12 protein-coding genes are annotated in these 16,880 nt (G+C 58.7%); 8 read left to right on the plus strand and 4 right to left on the minus strand.

Going from position 1 to position 16,880, the window contains the following annotated elements:
- Positions 1 to 3: 3 nt before the first annotated feature.
- Positions 4 to 1,476 carry a rhamnulokinase gene (locus E3374_RS08160; protein ID WP_136688580.1) on the plus strand — a complete coding sequence of 491 codons (1,473 nt, stop codon included), beginning with the start codon at positions 4 to 6 and terminating at the stop codon, positions 1,474 to 1,476.
- A 186-nt stretch (positions 1,477 to 1,662) separates the two neighbouring features.
- Here E3374_RS08160 and E3374_RS08165 read toward each other — a convergent pair whose 3' ends face one another.
- On the minus strand, positions 1,663 to 4,887 hold the full coding sequence (locus E3374_RS08165; protein WP_248299420.1) for an alpha-L-rhamnosidase: 3,225 nt from the start codon (positions 4,885 to 4,887) through the stop codon (positions 1,663 to 1,665).
- An 823-nt stretch (positions 4,888 to 5,710) separates the two neighbouring features.
- On the opposite strand from E3374_RS08165, the gene E3374_RS08170 reads away from it, so the two are divergent.
- On the plus strand, positions 5,711 to 6,475 hold the full coding sequence (locus tag E3374_RS08170) for an IclR family transcriptional regulator (RefSeq protein ID WP_136688582.1): 765 nt from the start codon (positions 5,711 to 5,713) through the stop codon (positions 6,473 to 6,475).
- A gap of 343 nt (positions 6,476 to 6,818) precedes the next feature.
- Here the strand turns inward: E3374_RS08170 and E3374_RS08175 are convergent, their stop codons facing one another.
- Positions 6,819 to 7,580: an IclR family transcriptional regulator gene (locus tag E3374_RS08175; protein WP_136688583.1), complete on the minus strand. Its 762-nt coding sequence runs from the start codon at positions 7,578 to 7,580 to the stop codon at positions 6,819 to 6,821.
- Positions 7,581 to 7,830: 250 nt separating this feature from the next.
- On the minus strand, positions 7,831 to 8,847 hold the full coding sequence (locus E3374_RS08180; protein ID WP_136688584.1) for an alcohol dehydrogenase catalytic domain-containing protein: 1,017 nt from the start codon (positions 8,845 to 8,847) through the stop codon (positions 7,831 to 7,833).
- 395 nt (positions 8,848 to 9,242) lie between these two features.
- Here E3374_RS08180 and E3374_RS08185 point away from each other — a divergent pair, with 395 nt between their 5' ends.
- From E3374_RS08185 to dgoD, 6 genes are all read left to right on the plus strand, one after another.
- On the plus strand, positions 9,243 to 10,703 hold the full coding sequence (locus E3374_RS08185) for an extracellular solute-binding protein (protein ID WP_136688585.1): 1,461 nt from the start codon (positions 9,243 to 9,245) through the stop codon (positions 10,701 to 10,703).
- A 29-nt stretch (positions 10,704 to 10,732) separates the two neighbouring features.
- Complete coding sequence (locus E3374_RS08190; protein WP_136688586.1) at positions 10,733 to 11,668, plus strand: ABC transporter permease subunit; 936 nt, start codon at positions 10,733 to 10,735, stop codon at positions 11,666 to 11,668.
- Entirely contained in the window at positions 11,668 to 12,552 is an 885-nt protein-coding gene (locus E3374_RS08195) for a carbohydrate ABC transporter permease (RefSeq protein WP_136688587.1), read from the plus strand. Before E3374_RS08190 ends, E3374_RS08195 begins: the two co-directional genes overlap by 1 nt.
- 85 nt (positions 12,553 to 12,637) lie before the next feature.
- Positions 12,638 to 13,804, plus strand: a complete 1,167-nt coding sequence (locus tag E3374_RS08200; RefSeq protein WP_136688588.1) for an ABC transporter ATP-binding protein — start codon at positions 12,638 to 12,640, stop codon at positions 13,802 to 13,804.
- Positions 13,805 to 14,072: 268 nt separating this feature from the next.
- On the plus strand, positions 14,073 to 15,104 hold the full coding sequence (locus E3374_RS08205) for an NAD(P)-dependent alcohol dehydrogenase (protein WP_136688589.1): 1,032 nt from the start codon (positions 14,073 to 14,075) through the stop codon (positions 15,102 to 15,104).
- 170 nt (positions 15,105 to 15,274) lie between these two features.
- A complete protein-coding gene (gene dgoD, locus E3374_RS08210) occupies positions 15,275 to 16,426 on the plus strand; it encodes a galactonate dehydratase (protein WP_136688590.1) in 1,152 nt (383 codons plus the stop codon).
- Positions 16,427 to 16,555: 129 nt separating this feature from the next.
- Here the strand turns inward: dgoD and E3374_RS08215 are convergent.
- On the minus strand, positions 16,556 to 16,880 hold a 325-nt coding region (locus tag E3374_RS08215; RefSeq protein ID WP_136688591.1), incomplete at its 5' end, for a carbohydrate kinase family protein.

A 16,880-nucleotide genomic window follows, 5' to 3' on the forward strand; every position in this document is an offset into this window, starting at 1 on the left:
TCCATGAATCACGTCGCAGTCGATCTGGGCGCCAGCGGCGGGAAGATACTGCGGGGAACGATCGCGAACGGGACGTTGGATCTGGAGACCGTCCACCGTTTCGAGAACCGACCGATCGAACGGGACGAACGGTACGTCTGGGACGTCGATTCGCTGATCCGCTCCATCGTCGAGGGACTGGAGAACGTCGAATCGGCGGGCGAGACGATCGACACACTCGGGGTCGATACCTGGGGTGTGGATTTCGGACTGTACGCCGACGGTGAGCTGCTCTGTGACCCGTACGCCTACAGGGATCCCACGCTCGAATCGACGCTCGACGACGTTCTCGAAACAGTGTCCAAACGGGAAATATTCGAGGCGACAGGTATCAACCACTGGAACGTCACGAACACGCTCTGGCAGTATCATTACCTGTGGCAAGAGGAGCCGGAAATCGTCGAGGAGGCGGATTCGATGGTCATGATGCCCCAGGTGATCGCCGAGCGACTGGGAGCCGACCCCAGTTCCGAACTCACGATCGCCTCGACCACGCAGATGCTTGACCCGGAAACCGGGGAGTGGGCGTCAGACCTGCTAGACCGACTCGACCTGCCGAGGGAGTTGTTGCCCGAGATATCCGACATCGGATCGTCAATCGGGACTCTCAGGACGGACGCGCTCTCGGACGTCGACAGCGAAGCCGAGATCCTGTTGCCGGTGAGTCACGATACCGGGGCCGCCGTGACGGGATTGCCGCTGTCGGGGACTGACCGGACGTTCCTGAGTACCGGGACCTGGTTCGTCTCCGGGATCGAAGTCGACGAGCCGATCCTGACAGACGATGCCTTCGAGTTCGGCGCGTCGAACGAACTCGGCATCGACGGGTCGGTCCGGTTTCTGAAGAACGTCACCGGGTTCTTTCTCTTCGAGGAGTGTCGCAAGATCTGGGCAGACAGCGACGTCGACCACAGCTACGACACGTTGATCCGAGAGGCTCGCTCGCCAGAGCGCGACGGCCCGCTGATCGATCCGGACGACGACCGGTTCTCGATCGAAGGCGACATGGTCGAAGACGTCGGGGCGTATTGCCGAGAGACGGACCAGTCTGTGCCAGGAAGCGCGGGAGAGGTCACCCGGAGCATCTTCGAGAGCCTCGCGGTGAAGACCGCCCTGACGATCGAACGGCTCGAATCCATCGCCGGTACGGACAGCGACGTCGTCTACCTGGGCGGAGGCGGTGTCCGGAACGAACTGTTCTGTCAAATGCTCGCCTCGGCGCTGGGACGGCCAGTCCGGACCGGTCCCGTCGAATCGACCGCCGTCGGCAACGTCCTCTCGCAGGCCGAGGCGACCGGACGGATCGTCTCGATCGAAGCCGGCCGGGAGGTCGTCGAGTCGAGCATCGACGGGTCCGAATTTACGCCACAGGACGAGACGTACTGGGATTCCAGACGGAAGGATCTCAGGAGCCTTCTTGAGGACGACTGGGCGTGAACGCGGGGCTGGCGGCCGAATGTCGGGTCCCTGAAACCCGTTATGTCGCCGATCAGATGGCTGGCCGAACCGTTTGGATGGTGTGTTTCGTCTCTTCGCCGCTCTCCGTGCCGTCTTTCATGCCGTAGCCGGACCAGAACTTCGAAACCGTTCCCAGCGACGTGGCGTACAAAGACAGTCACCGACTCATGCGACCGAGAACTCGTATTCCCCGGCTCCGACCGAGAGGACAAGATCGTCCCCGTCCCGTTCCACTGATCGGACGCCGTCCGGCGCGCCATCCGACAATGACTTCGCCGATTCGATCACAGACGCGTCCGCCCCATCGGGCAGCCGGATCGTCGCGTTCACGTTCCACGGAACCGTCGCCGTCAGCTGGTAGCTGTCATCCTCGCGCTCCCAGTCGACGGCGAGCGTTCCGGTCGGTGTCTCGACGCTGGCCGAGACCCACTCGAGGTCCTCGACGAGCGACGGTGCGATCGTAACCGATTCTGTCACGGGATCGTCTTCGAGCTTGATCCCGGCCAGAACCTCGTAGAAGAACTCCGAAACGTGAGTAAACGGCGAGTGATTCAATGAGTTCATCCCTGAACCGACTTCCTCGTCGGAGTTCCAGCGCTCCCACATCGTCGTCGCCCCCTGGCGCACCATGTACACCCAGCCCGGTTGCTCGGGTTGGCTGACGACCTGGTAGGCAAGGTCGGCGTAGCCGTGCTCGGCGAGCGTATGGATCAACGGCCGCGTCCCCAGGAAGCCACTCTGGAGTTTCCCGCCGTCCGAACGGACCTTTTCTGCGAGGTTCTCGGCCACGAGATCGACGTTCGCCTCGGGGACGAGACCGAGGAACAGCGGGACCGAGTACGACGACTGAGTCCCCGGCCCGTAGACGCCCGCTTCGGGGTCGAAGAACTCCTCGTTGAACGCGTCGGCGATCTCTATCGCGCGTTCGCGGTAGTTTTCCCGATCGGTTTCGTTGCCGAGCGTGTCGGCTACCTTCGCGAACGTATCGACTATTTGGTAGACGAACGCGGTGTTGAAGAGGTCGTGTGGGAGACCGCGCCGACCATCCGCGTTCTCGAAGGTGAGCCAGTCGCCATACTTGCCGTACTGGTCCGGAACGAGGCCGTCCTCGGTACTCGAAGACCAATACTCGACGTACTCACGCATCCCTTCGTAGTGTTCGCGGAGTACTGCTTGGTCCCCGTCGTGGAGGTACAGGTACCAGGGGAGCATGACGCGCGTGACCGTCCACGTCGGATCGCCCACATCCTCGTTTGACTTGTTGGGGATGACGTCCGGGACGTACCCCATCTCGGTGGCTGCGTCCTCGTGGTCGCGGGCCCACTTCTCGTGGAAACGGGCGCCATCGAAGTTGAACAGGAGGGACCGCGTCGCTATCTGGGCGTCGCCCGTCCACCCGAAGCGTTCGTCCCGCTGTGGACAGTCCTCGGGGATCGAATGGGCGTTCCCGCGGAGTCCCCAGACGGCGTTGTGCTGGACCTGATTGAGATCGTCGTTCGAACAGGTAAACTCGCCACGCCGGTCCATCGCGGTGTGGACGACCTTCGCCGTGACGTTCTCCGGATCGAACTCTCCCGGGTAGCCACTGATCTGGGCGTACCGGAAGCCGTGGTAGGTGAACCGTGGTTCGTACGTCTCGATCCCGTCACCCCTGGATATGTAGGTGTCAGTGGCGTCGGCTTTGCGGAGGTCGATGAGCGACAGATCCCCGTCCTCGGTGAGGGTCTCGGCGTGCCGGAGCGTGATCTCCTCACCCTCAGCGGACCCCTCGATGTCGATCGACAACCATCCCGTGATGTTCTGTCCGAAGTCGAGTATCGGCCCGTCCGGGTGTTCGATCACCGTCTCGACGTCCAGCGTTTCAACGACACGCATCGGCTCGATCCGTTCCGGGCGAAGCGTCCCGTCCGGGCCGTCGACGACTGTCGCGGTATCCCAGTCAGCGTCCAGCCCCGGGCGGCTCCAGCTGTCGACCTCCCGACGCGCATCGTACGTTTCACCCTCGTAGAGATCGTTCGAAACGATCGGACTGGACGAAGCCTGCCAGCCGCCGTGCGTCGAGAGGGTTCGGGTCGAACCGTCTTCGAACTCGATCGTCAGCGTTGCGCGCGCACGCGGAGACCCATCACTGCTCCAGTACGCACTGCTCTTCGAAAACCGACCCCGGCCGAGCCACAGTCCCAGTGCGTTCTTCCCTTCGGACAGCTCGTCGGTGAGGTCGAAACTCGAATAGAGAACGCGCTGTTCGTAATCCGTCCACGCCGGGTCAAGTCGACGATCGCCAATTCGTTCCCCATTAACGAACAGTTCGCCGTAGCCGAGTGCGGCGACGTGGATCCGTGCCGATGCCACCGATCGGTCGAGGTCGAACTCGGTCCGGAGTTGGGGGGACGACGATGCCATCCGCGACCCGTCGTGTCCGTTCACGAGATGATCCCGGCCCCAGGTACGCGTCTCGACCGACGAAGACGCCTCGACGTCGCATCCCTCTGCGATATCGGTCCCGGACCCATCCTCGACCGTCAGGCCGCCGAGCGCGAAACACTCCCAGGCAGAAACGCGTTCGACCCGTCGGTCGACATCGCGATCCTCGTGGAACGGGGACTCGATAACCGGAGTAAATTCGTGTAGTTCGGTCGCGGTGATCCGAATATAGCGACCTCGAACGTCGAGACTCTCGTGGGTCTGTGTCGGAACGCTATCATCCGGTTGTCCGTCACCTTCGAACCCACGCTGGACGTCGGGTTCGTGTTCGACGACGAGCGTCGGATCCTCGAAGTTCGGTTCGTCCGCGACCTCGATGCGATAGGCGTCCGGGAAGCCGAACCCGTCGAGCGGATCAGCCGTCCAGGAGATGGCAACCGTAACGTCGTCCGGCGTCGTGACGAGATCGATCGGTTCGGTAGGGTGTAACGTTACGCTGGAGAGATCGTAACGGTCGCCGAGATCGACCTGGACCCATTCCGTGGTGGACTCGTCCGGATCCAGCCACTGGCTGCGCCAGCCGTTCGAATCTCCGACGCCCGGTTGGTGAGAGATCCACTCGCCGTGCCAGTCCTCCGGAGCCAGCGCCGTCGAGAACGCCGCCGGTTTCGCCCACGCTGTTTCCCCGTCGTCTGTCCAGAGCTTCACCGACCAGTAATACGTTTCGTCGGAACCGAGTCGAGGTCCGTCGTACCGAACACCTGTCGCCCGGGAAGTATCGACCCGCCCCGTGTCCCAGAGGTCGCCCTCGCCAGCGGCGACAGGCTCGGACTCCCTGCCAACGACGAGCCGATACGCTGTTTGATGCGCACCGCGACGGTCCGTTTCGGCGGTCCAGGAGAAACGCGGCGCTGCAGTCGGATCTACGTTCTCAGGGGTAGCCTCGAACTCGACACGAAGTTCCACAGGACGTGTCTGACTATCCGTCTGGCCAGATGAAGGCATAGATCGGTGTTCTCTCACCTCCCGGATCAATCTTGCGGTCACGAACCGTTGTTACACCGCATTCTCCGTCACTTCCGACTGTGATAGAGAGTGAAAATAACCCAAGTCGAAACGGTATCTGTGGGAGGACAGCACCCGCGGAATCAGGTGACGGCTCCACCGGACGCGAGCACGACGAACGAACCAGATCTATCGACAGGCGAACGGTCGAGCTCGGCTACGTGCGAGGAACGATCCCCGACAGGGCGACTCATACCTGGGGCATCCTGACGCCCTCATGCGTTCGGTATTACCGAACGTATTGGGACCATCCCGCGATCCGACCGACGGTTCTGAAATCCGGTCGAGGGTACTGATGAACTCCCCGGAGATCAATACAAGAAGACAGAGCTGAGTTCGATCAGTACGGAACCGGGAGTGAGAAAGGTTCTCTCCCACGTATTCAACAATAAACGATTATCTGGAAAAGTGGGATCCGTTGCTGGATATGTCCCGGTTGGAACGAACGGTCACGGACGAGGACAGGCGTACCATTCGAGAAGGACAGAACGACAGGAGGATAACATGCCGTTCGACAGGATGTTCGCCAATACCGAACGAACGTTGAAACGTGCGATATCAGCCGGTAGCCCGGATATACGTCCGAGAACACTGTGATTACGGACAACGATCATTGAGGCTCTATCCAAATATTGCGTATAATCATTATAAATTTTTGACGAGGTTTAGAGTGACGTTCGGTAATCCGGAACACATATGTTGAGCACGGTCCAACCATGGCGTAATGACTGAACCAAACGACACTGAAGTGCCGGTGAAATCAGTCGGAACAGCGTTCCGGATCATCGAACTCCTCTCGGAGGGGGGAGCCACAGGAGTGACCGAACTATCACACGAGCTCGATCGCGCGAAAAGTACAGTACACGATCACTTACGGACCCTGGAGAACCTCAATTACCTCCGACACAGCGACGATGGGACATATCAACTCTCATTAAAGTATCTATATATCGGGGGGAAGGCGCTCGAACTGTCGGACGAGTTTCAAGAAGTGGAATCGAAAATAGCGAAACTGGCAGAACTGACTGGGTCCACCGCGAGCGCTTCTGTCTTGATGGACCAGACTGTGTTCTGTGCCTCCGTCCATCAGTCGAAGGATTCACAGAACACGTATTTGAGACGTGGGCTATCGCTGCCGCTTCACTGTACGGCACCCGGGAAAGCGTTGTTAGCAACTACCGACCAGGATGATCTCCTAGATCGAGTCAGTTTTACGGAATATACAGAGAAGACAATCACGTCATACGAAGGGATGGAAAAAAAGCTACATGCTATTCGACAGCGCAATCTCGCGCTGGAGAAAGGAGAATACGTTGAAGACATCGTCGGCGTGTCCAGCGCGATTCACGAGAGAAACGAGGAGAACGGGATAGCAATCAGCGTTCACGACTCACAGGAACGTCTCACTGGCAAACGATTACAACAGGATGTGCAAGGCCAGGTACAACAGACCGCACGACAGATCGAATCGGATATTTTGGACTTCTAGCGCGGGGGGAACGCTGTTCGGACGGACCAGAAACAGCAGAACAGTAGAATGGGACTTGACTAACAGAAGTACAATCGTTATGAGGATGGCGGGAAGATCATACATTGGATCGTTGAAGTCGCGTTTCGCCCGGGACTACAGGCGATCCAGTTTTGTTGATACGATCAGGACGACAGTCTTTGTTCCCACCACCTCACACCAATCGTTTTGACCAGTTAATTTCATTGATACTTATGCAGTTGTATAACAGATGTACTCCTGTTATATTTAGAGTGCAATCGAAATCTACCACACATAGCGACGACGATCGCTATTATCTAATACCACATACGTACGCGTGAAACTACGTGAGGTCAGCTCTGATGGAGTTCGCGATACTGAGGACCTGCCCTGCGATGTCTTCGGAGAGATGCCGCCCATTGAGTCGGTCGGAGCGTCCGTGAACTGCGATGGCCGCGGCCCGATTACGTTCCGAGGGGGCGATCGCTGCAGCGACGCCGACGATCCCGTTGTAGTGTTCTCCTTTGCTGAACACGATCTCTTCGTCACGGATGTTTTCGATGTAGAGGTCGAGTTCCTCCCTGTCGGTAATGGTCGCTTCGGTGATCTCTGTCAACGAGATATTATCGAGCAGCGCCGTGACTTCCTCCGGAGGGAGCGACGCCATGATTGCCTTTCCCGGCGCATTCGTATAGAGGGGCAACGGTTCTCCTTCGAAGAACTCGGGCGACCAACCGTCGGTCGGTTCAGCGATGTACACCGGAACGATATTCGTTTCCTCGAGAACGAACAGAGTCGCGGCCCTGTCGGTAGCAGCCGCGAGAGTATCGATCTGCTTTCGGCCGTTACGATAGACCGGCAATCGAGCGCGTGTGCGGCTTCCGAGGGTGAGAGTCTCCAAGGCCGGTTCGTACTGGTCGTCGCGATGCACTACGTATCCCTGGTTGCACAACGTCGAAAGATGATTGTGAACGACGCTTTTCGATACCTCGACGCTCTCAGCGATAGCGGTGACCCCCACAGGGTCGTTGGATTCGATCAGCGTCTCCAGAATAGTTAGCGACGTCTCGGTCGAGTCCACCGTGTACGATGATTCTGTCCCCATTCTATTCACTATTATTGATACTGTTGGATATAAACCTGTTCATTCGTGCAGAACAACGACGGCGGAAAATCTCGGCCCTATACGACATATGCCCTACTATAAATCATTATATATATCAGATGCGGGCTGACACTGCCAATCGTGCACGTTTTTCTCTGCAGAACGCCGGGAGCGATAGACGACAATACCAGTCATCAGTACCCATGGTCGGTATCGACGATCGCAAAAACAACAAATATCGGTAGGGCCGTCAGGGGACAACGAGGTTCTTCAGCCCCTCGTTTCGCTCCATGCTCTCGAATGCGTCGGGAATCTCGTCCAATCCGAGTTCTGCCGAGATCAGGGATGCAACCTCGATACGTTCCTGGCGAAGGAGCGAGACGGCACGTTCGAAGTCCTCCTGAGTGAGTGAATACGTTCCGTGGAGGTCGACTTCCGTGAAGTAGACGTCGAACGGACTCAGTTCCATCGTCGCCTCCTGATCGGGGACGCCGAATATCAGCGTCGTCCCGCCGTCTCTGGTGACGTCGAAGGCCTGCTGAATCGTCTCGACCGCACCGACCGCCTCGATACCGACCGCCACCTTACCAGCGACACGGGTGATCGCTTCGACCGTATCTTCCACCGCAGTCGGATCGATAGTCTTGTCCGCGCCGAGTTTTTCGGCCAGTTCCCGGCGACGGTCGTCCGGTTCGGAGACGATGACCGGTCCGGCACCCCGGTTGCGAGCGACCTGGACCAGCAGCAACCCGACCGGGCCGGCGCCGATCAGCGCCACCGGCTCTCCCTGTTCGATTCCTGCACGGCCGACTCCATGGACGGCACAGGCGAGCGGCTCGGCGAACGCTGCGTTCCGGATCGGCAAGTCGCCAATAAGTTCCACATTCGTCGCGGGGACCCGTACGTACTCCGCGAAGGCCCCGTCCAGAATGGTCTCGCCTGCGCCGCCGATTACGGTGTTGTTTTCACAGAGATGGGTCTCGCCCCGCTTGCAGTACGAACATCGATTGCAGGGGATCGTCGGGTTGATCGCGACGCGATCGCCCGGTTCGAACCCGTTTGCCCGGGATTCGACGATGGTTCCGGCGCTCTCATGACCCAAGACCAGCGGTGTCTCTACCCGGAACGAGCCGTGATACATGTGAAAGTCCGTCGTGCAGACGCCACACGCGCCGACTTCGACGAGCACCTCGTCGTCTGCCGGCTCCGGACGGTCCCGTTCGACGACCTCGATCGATCCGATATCCGTCAGGGCACTTGCCCGCATTACCACTCACCTCGCTGAAAGCGGCCGGCTACTATCGATCCGAGGCACACTTGACGCTGCGTTCGTACTGCTGTCTTCATTGATCCACGTTGCGTAAGAAGTTCCAAACACTTAAATATAACGAGTGTATTCATCCGGAAAACAAAGTCGAAGCTCCGACGCGACCGTTGTTTCGGGGAATCCCTCGAACCGATCACCCATCTCGTCCGAGAGACCTGTAGACGAATTAGCTGTCATTTCTCCGGGTGAATGGTAAGTTGTTTGATTGTTTGTGGATCGAGACTGCTACGGAGGAAATAAAGTATTTAATTATTTTGTCTATCTCCATATACCGATAACGATTAACAGCAATCTTTATGCACAATGATTGCATTGATGCAGATGGGTGAAACCACATGGCAAGAGAATCGAGCAGGCGGAGATTTATCAGTGCGACAGGACTCGGTCTCGTGACTGGCCTCGCCGGTTGTCTCGGTGGTGGAGACGGAGACACCACGCAAGACACCGGCAGTGGGAGCGAAGACAATACGCAAGACACCGGCAGTGGAAGCGAAGACGGCACGGAAGATGCCGGAGAGGGGGGCGGGGATCTCGCGATCCCGCTCAGCGAGTACGAGGGAGCCGACATCGACTGGCGACAGTTCGAGGGCTCGGAGATCAACATCCTCGCACCCCAGCACCCGTGGATGGACACGATCGAGCCGGCGATCCCGGTTTTCGAGGAATTGACCGGCATGACGGTCATCACGAATACATTCCCGGAACAACAGTTCCGGACCAAACGACTCACTGACCTCACGACCGGGGCTGGCGAGTACGACGCCTTCTGGAACGTTCGGACGGTCAACCAGTACCGCAAATCCGGATGGCTCCAGCCCCTGGACGAGTTCTTCCAAGATGATAGCCTCTTCGACGAGAAATGGTACGATCGAGACGACCTCTTCGACGTCGTCAAGTGGCGGTGTCACGCCGACGGAAAGTGGGATAAGTGGAGCGGACTCCCGCTGAACACCGAAGTTCAGGTCCAGTTCTACCGGACCGACCTCTACGAGAAGCACGGTCTGGAGGTCGCCGAGACGACAGAGGAGTTCATCGAGAACGCGAGGACGATCCACGAGAACGAGTCAGACGTCATCGGGACACTCGGTCGTGGACAGAAGGGTTACGGGATGGCCCCCTACATCCTCAACACGTTCGTCCAGGAGTTCGGCGCGAACATCTGGGATAGCTTCCCGGACGACTCCGGTCTCGACTCCGAGAAAGCGATCGGGGCGGCCGACTTCTATGTCAATCTGTTACAAGACTACGGCCCGGAGGGTCCCGGTTCGTTCACCTGGAGCGACGTCCTCTCGGCGATGCAGTCGGGAACGGCCGGACACATCGTTTCTGACGCGAACCTGTTTTGGCCCGGTCTGACCGATCCGGAAGCCTCGGATGTCGCCGACCGTATCGGCGTCGCACCGGTGCCGTATCCCGAAAGCGGATCGTTCGGTCCCAATCAGTCGACTTGGCAGATGAACACCTCGCAGTTCGCCGATAATTCCGCCGGGGCGTTCCTGTTCATGATCTGGGCGACCTCGAAACCGACAAACAACTGGATGCATATCGATCAGGGCGCCGGATTCTCGGTCCGGCGTGGCGTCTGGGAGAACGACGAGTTCCGGTCGCGTGTCGGCGAGACGTACGCCGACGTCACGATCGAATCTCAAGAGGCTGCCAACCCCATCTCCTTCGACGAAAACTACCCCGAGTGGGGACAGAAGTACTCCGAGGAACTGCAACGGGCGATCAATGGAGAAAAGACGCCGACGGAGGCGATGAAAGCAGCAGCCTCAGCAGCTGAAAACGCCTTCTGAAGGAGTCTCTCCGTCACTATTTCAAAGAAATGATGAACGCAACCACAAAAGAATCATCACACGCGTCTGTATCAAGCCGATTACGAGAGTTGTGGAACCAGTATCTCCCCTACTGGTTGATGACACCGATGGTGCTGGTGATGTTGGTCATCACCATCTTCCCGGGGGCGTACGACCTGTATTTGAGTCTCGTCAAGTACAAGATGACCAGCCCCGACACTATCGGGGAGTTCACTGGCCTGACGAACTACGTGACTGCATTCACGGAAGCGGGCGCACTCGATTCGTTCGTGATTACGATCACATTCGTCGGCGGTGCACTGGCGTTGGAGGCCGTATTCGGGTTTGTCATTGCTGCATTACTGCACGGCGTTGAATCCGATCGGACGGAGACGTTCTATCGTGTCGTGTTCATTCTGCCGATGGCCGTCGCGCCGGTCACGCTGGCGACGATATCCCGGATCATGCTCAACTCCGAGGTCGGGATCATTCCATACTTGATCGAGCAGCTCACCCCATTTGCCGCGCCTGTCTTTCTCAGTGACATTCCGTTGCTGACTGTTACATTGGTCGATGTCTGGCACTGGACGCCGTTCATGTTCATCATCTTCTACGCCGGGCTCTCGTCGGTTCCCCAGACGCTCCTGGACGCGGCGCGGGTTGACGGCGCACCGCTGTGGCGGCGATACGTGCATGTCATTCTTCCGTACATGAAACCAGTGTTGTTCGTGGCCATCCTCATCCGGATGATCGACCTGTTCCGACACTTCGGGCTCGTCTTCAGCCTCACTCGTGGTGGGCCAGGGACAAGTACCCAGCTCGTGAGCCTCAACATCTACGAACAGGGCTTCCGGTTCGTTGATCTCGGGGCTGCAGCGGCCATCGCCGTCGTCTATCTGGTCCTCATCATCGCTATCGCGAACGTTCTGATCGCAAAAGTCGGCTTCGAGGGGGTGTGGGAATAATGGCGACAGCAGATTCAGAGGAGACGCTCAAACACCCCGAACGGCGCTTCTCGAAGGATACCCGGAACCGACTCACCGCAATCGGTCGACACGCCGTGTTACTAGTCTGGGCTGTCGTCGTGCTGTTTCCGCTCTATTGGCTCGTCTCGATGTCATTAAAGCCGGCGCGAGAAGCCATCGCCCTGCCACCGAAGTGGCTCTTCGTCCCAATTTTCTCGAACTACGCCGAACTTGCCCAGAACGGCGAGTTCGTCTACGCGTTCTTTAACACCGTGTTCATGGTGTCAGTGTCGGTGATCGTGGTACTTCTCATCGGCGTGCCGGCGGCATACGTGCTCTCGCGGTACGACATCCCCAGACAGCGCGACGTCCTCGTATGGATTCTCTCCTCGCGGATGTTGCCGCCGATCGCCGTCGTCATCCCGTTTTTCGTCATCTTCCGCAAGCTCAACCTGTTCGACACGCGGATTGCGATGATGTTCATGTATATCACGATCAACATATCGCTGGTCGTGTGGGTCATGAAGGCCTTCTTCGATGGCATTCCCGAGACGCTCGAGGAGGCCGCTCGGGTCGACGGGGCTAGCCGGTTCCAGTCGTTCCTGCGGGTCATTCTCCCGTCGGCCAAGCCCGGAATCTTCTCCGTCGCCATCATCAGCTTCATCTTCGCCTGGATCGAGTTGCTGTTCGGGCTCGTGCTGACGAACCAGACCGCGACCACGGTGTCAATGCAGGTGTATCAATTCATCGGCGTCAAGCAGATCGAGTGGGGGATGCTGGCTGCCGCCTCGACAGCAGTCATCGTGCCGGTGCTGGTTTTCCTCATCGCCGTCAACAAGTATCTCGCCGCTGGACTCAGCTTCGGCGTGGTGATTAAAGAATGAATGAGACAGATTGCATGCAAGCGGTATCGGACGGAGAACAGATCGATAAGACAGAGTATCAACGCACTGCCGTAGAGGGACAATAATGGCGCGGATCAAACTCGACAACATCACCAAGGAGTTCGGAGACGGAGAGAACAGTATCGTCGCGGTAGACGACGTAAGTCTGGAGATACACGACGGCGAGTTCGTCGTGTTCGTCGGCCCCTCGGGAAGCGGGAAGTCAACCCTGATGCGAACCGTCGCCGGCCTCGAAGACCAGACCGACGGTGACGTCGTCATCGGGAATACGATTGTCAACGAACTCAGTCCGTCGGATCGAAATATCGCAATGGTCTTCCAGAACTACGCGCTCTACCCCAACATGACGGCCGAACAAAACATGTCCTTCGGCCTCAAGATGTCGACGGACCTTACTGACGACGAGATTGAACAGCGAGTCACGGAGGCAGCCCAGATGATGGGGATCGAAGAGCTACTGGACAACAGTCCTGGAGATATGTCGGGAGGTCAACAACAGCGGGTCGCGCTCGGGCGGGCGATCGTCCGTAATCCGAACGTCTTCTTGCTCGACGAACCGCTCAGCAACCTCGACGCCAAGCTCCGGACGGAGATGCGGACGGAGATCAATCGCCTCCAGAACGATCTCGACGTGACGACGCTGTACGTCACCCACGATCAGACGGAGGCAATGACGATGGGCGATCGGTTGGTCGTGTTGAATCAAGGGCAACTCCAGCAGGTCGGCACACCACTGGAGTGTTTCTACCGGCCGGCTAATCAGTTCGTTGCCGGATTCCTGGGTTCTCCCTCGATGAACTTCTTCACCGGCCACGTCGAGGGCGGCACGTTCCGCACCGACGGTATCGACTTCGATCTGACTGAACGCATTCAGTCGTCACTCGGAGATCGAAACGAAGTCACGCTCGGGATCCGTCCCGAGGACATCGAACTGCACGAAGAACCCAACAGCGCACACGGGTTCGAAGCGGTGGTTGACGTTGTCGAACCCATGGGGAGCATCTCCTACGTCTATCTCCGTCCCGAAAAACAAGAGAGCGAGAAGACGTTCGTCGTCGAGACGGAGGGCCAACGCGCGACGACTGTCGGCGATCACATGTACGTCGAGTTCCCGCCGGAGAGCGTTCACCTGTTCGACATCGACTCGGGCGAGACGATCCACCAGCGCCGACTCAACGAAGACGCTGAGGAGGCACTCCGAGACCGGATGGAAAAGAACCTCTCGGCGTGATCGCCGGGCGAACGGCGTTCGATCTTCGTCCCGTCCCTTTGCGATACGGTCCAACTCCGTTACGTACCCTGCGTCCGACTACGGCCGCGTCCTGACGACTGACGGCCGAACCAGGCCGGGACCGTCGATTCGATTTCGGGACCCGATATCCCGGGTCCGCCAACCGGTACACTCACACAACACCGTGCCTGTGGAACTGCGATCATCAATCCCATTTCCCGGGAATGAAACACAACTTTTTTCACTGAATAGAGCACGATTTCAGACGATGCAGAGTGCAGTACTAACAGAGTCACTAGAGTTCGAGATCGAAGAACGTGATAGACCCTCGCCAGCGAGCGACGAAGTGCTCGTCGCGACAAGGGATGTCGGAATCTGTGGTTCGGATATTCACTACTGGAGCCACGGTCGTATCGGAGATTACGTCGTGGAGAATCCCCTGATCCTCGGTCACGAGAGCGCCGGAGAAGTCGTCGAAGTTGGGGATGATGTCGATACCGTCGAACCCGGCGATCGAGTCGCGCTCGAACCGGGCGTCCCCTGTCGTCGATGTGAGTATTGCAAGCGCGGCGAATATCACCTCTGTCCCCAGGTGACGTTCATGGCAACGCCCCCGGACGACGGGACTTTCTCGGAGTACGTCGCCTGGCCAGCCGACTTCGCGTACGTGCTACCGGAGGAAGTTTCCACCCGAGAAGGGGCACTCTGTGAGCCACTCAGCGTCGGCCTTCACGCAAGTCGACTCGGGGATATCGGGTACGGCGATACCGTCGCTATCACCGGCGCCGGGCCGATCGGTCTTCTCGCGATGGAGGCGGCAAAAGCCGCGGGCGCAAGCGACGTGATACTCACGGATGTCGTCGAAAGCAAACTGGAACGTGCTGCCGAGCATGGTGCCGACGAAACAGTAAACGTTGCCGAGCGGAACCTCGTCGAGGCTGTCGAGGAATACACAGATGGACGAGGTGCCGATGTCGTTCTGGAAGCATCCGGTGCGAAGTCCTCCATCGAGAACACGCTTGAAATCGTCCGGCGGGGTGGAGAGATCGTCCTGATCGGTCTCGCCGACGAGGCGACGGTCCCGCTTGACATCCTTGAGATTATCGACAACGAACTCCACATCCACGGATCGTTCCGCTACGCGAACACGTACGACGCCGCCGTCAACCTTCTCGCCGACGGCGAGGTAGACGTCGAGTGGATCATCGACTTCGAAGAACCGATGGAGAACGTCGCCAAAGCCTTCGAACGGGTCCACGGAGGCGAGGATGTCGTGAAGGGAATGATATCCTTCGAGTAATACCAACCGAAACTTGCCGTCCTATTTCGAACGGATCAAGAGCAGCCGGCCGTCGAATCACATTTTGTCGAACTCCCGAAATACTATCAGGCACACCGAAACGCGAGGGATCTCGGCGGCGACAGGGATGGGCCAGTCGTTTCAAGTGGCTGCTCGCGTAATCCTCCCGCATGGAAATCACGGACTTTGAACTGTTCGCGGTGCCGCCCCGGTGGCTTCTCCTCAAACTGGAGACGGACGAGGGGGTTGTCGGCTGGGGCGAGCCGATCGTGCAGGGTCGGCTGGAAACAGTTCACGCGGCCGTCACGGAACTGGTCGAAGGATATCTGCTCGGCAGGGATCCGTGTCGGACTGAGTACCATTGGCAGAAACTCTACCGGAGCGGTTACTTCCGGGGCGGGCCGATCCTCATGAGCGCGCTCGCCGGGATCGACCACGCGCTGTGGGACATCAAGGGAAAGCACCTGGGTGCTCCCGTCCACGAACTACTCGGGGGACACACCCGAAATCGACTCATGGTGTATCAGTGGCTTGGCAGCGACAGGACAGAGGAAACCGTACAAGCCGCCGAAAAAGCGGTCGAAAACGGGTATCAGGCCTTCAAACTCAACCTCCCGCAGAAGGTCAGACCGGTCGAGACGGGTGCTGTGATCGATCGGTGCGTCGAACAGATAGCGACGATCAGGGAGACGGTCGGGACGGACGCGTTCGTCGGCGTGGATTTTCATGGCCGGGTTTCGAAGCCGATGGCTGCTGAATTGCTCAGACGACTCGAACCCTTCGATCCGATGTTCGTCGACCAGCCATTGCTCCCGGAACATCATGACGGGTTCAGTAGACTCAGCGATCAGACGACCGTTCCGCTCTCGACGGGCGAACGATTGTACTCCCGTCACGATTTCAAGGGGCTGTTCGTCGAGGATGCCGTCTCGGTCATCCAGCCGGACGTGACTCACGTCGGCGGGATATCCGAGATGCAGAAATTGGCATCCCTGGCCGAGACGTTCGACGTCGCCGTGATCCCGCACTGTCCGTTAGGCCCCGTCGCGTTCGCGGCCAGTCTGCAGGTCGGGTTTTCCTCACAGAACGTCGTCATGCACGAACAGGATATCGGAATTCACGAGCCGGACTCCAGCTCCCGTCTCGCATTGCTCGAGGAACCTGATACGTTCGGATTCGACCGAGGATACGTACAACGACCGACGGGTGACGGACTCGGAGTGACGGTCGACGAGGAGTACGTCCGTGAGCAGACACAGTCGCACGTGAACTGGCAGACGCCCGTCTGGCATCATCAGGACGGCAGTATCGCCGAATGGTGACTCGGCCGTGCTACGTCAGTGGCACGTGTCGCCGAGTAGCCGGATTGACGGGACGTCCCCGGGAATGTGTCCTCAAAAATAATATCCTACGGCAGTCAAGCAACGTACGACGACTCGGTACCTTCGGACTTACTGTTCTTCGAGGAGGGCATCGACGGCTTCGCGCGTCGGCAGAGGGTCCATCGCACCGGTGTCCGTCGTCGCGAGCGCACCGACAGCGTTGCCGAATCGGACGGCATCGGTGAGTGAGTGCCCCTCGAGGAGTCCGGTGATCGCGCCGGCAGTGAACGCGTCACCGGCACCCGTGGTTTCGACGACATCGACGTCGAAGACGGATCGATCAGCCTCCGCAGGTCCCCACGGTGCGTCGTCGGTCGCCAACGCGTAAGTGCCATCGCCACCCTGCGTGAGAAATACCGTGTGTGGGCCGTACGCCGTCAACTCCTCGGCGACG

The sequence above is a fragment of the Halorhabdus amylolytica genome (genome assembly GCF_004944975.1).
Taxonomy (GTDB): domain Archaea; phylum Halobacteriota; class Halobacteria; order Halobacteriales; family Haloarculaceae; genus Halorhabdus; species Halorhabdus amylolytica.

Bases quoted from the DNA above. Each gene is read 5' to 3' on its own strand.
- E3374_RS08160 (WP_136688580.1), top strand. From the start codon at position 4: ATGAATCACGTCGCAGTCGATCTGGGCGCCAGCGGCGGGAAGATACTG.
- E3374_RS08170 (WP_136688582.1), top strand. From the start codon at position 5,711: ATGACTGAACCAAACGACACTGAAGTGCCGGTGAAATCAGTCGGAACA.
- E3374_RS08175 (WP_136688583.1), bottom strand. From the start codon at position 7,580: ATGGGGACAGAATCATCGTACACGGTGGACTCGACCGAGACGTCGCTA.
- E3374_RS08180 (WP_136688584.1), bottom strand. From the start codon at position 8,847: ATGCGGGCAAGTGCCCTGACGGATATCGGATCGATCGAGGTCGTCGAA.
- E3374_RS08185 (WP_136688585.1), top strand. From the start codon at position 9,243: ATGGCAAGAGAATCGAGCAGGCGGAGATTTATCAGTGCGACAGGACTC.
- E3374_RS08190 (WP_136688586.1), top strand. From the start codon at position 10,733: ATGATGAACGCAACCACAAAAGAATCATCACACGCGTCTGTATCAAGC.
- E3374_RS08195 (WP_136688587.1), top strand. From the start codon at position 11,668: ATGGCGACAGCAGATTCAGAGGAGACGCTCAAACACCCCGAACGGCGC.
- E3374_RS08200 (WP_136688588.1), top strand. From the start codon at position 12,638: ATGGCGCGGATCAAACTCGACAACATCACCAAGGAGTTCGGAGACGGA.
- E3374_RS08205 (WP_136688589.1), top strand. From the start codon at position 14,073: ATGCAGAGTGCAGTACTAACAGAGTCACTAGAGTTCGAGATCGAAGAA.
- dgoD (WP_136688590.1), top strand. From the start codon at position 15,275: ATGGAAATCACGGACTTTGAACTGTTCGCGGTGCCGCCCCGGTGGCTT.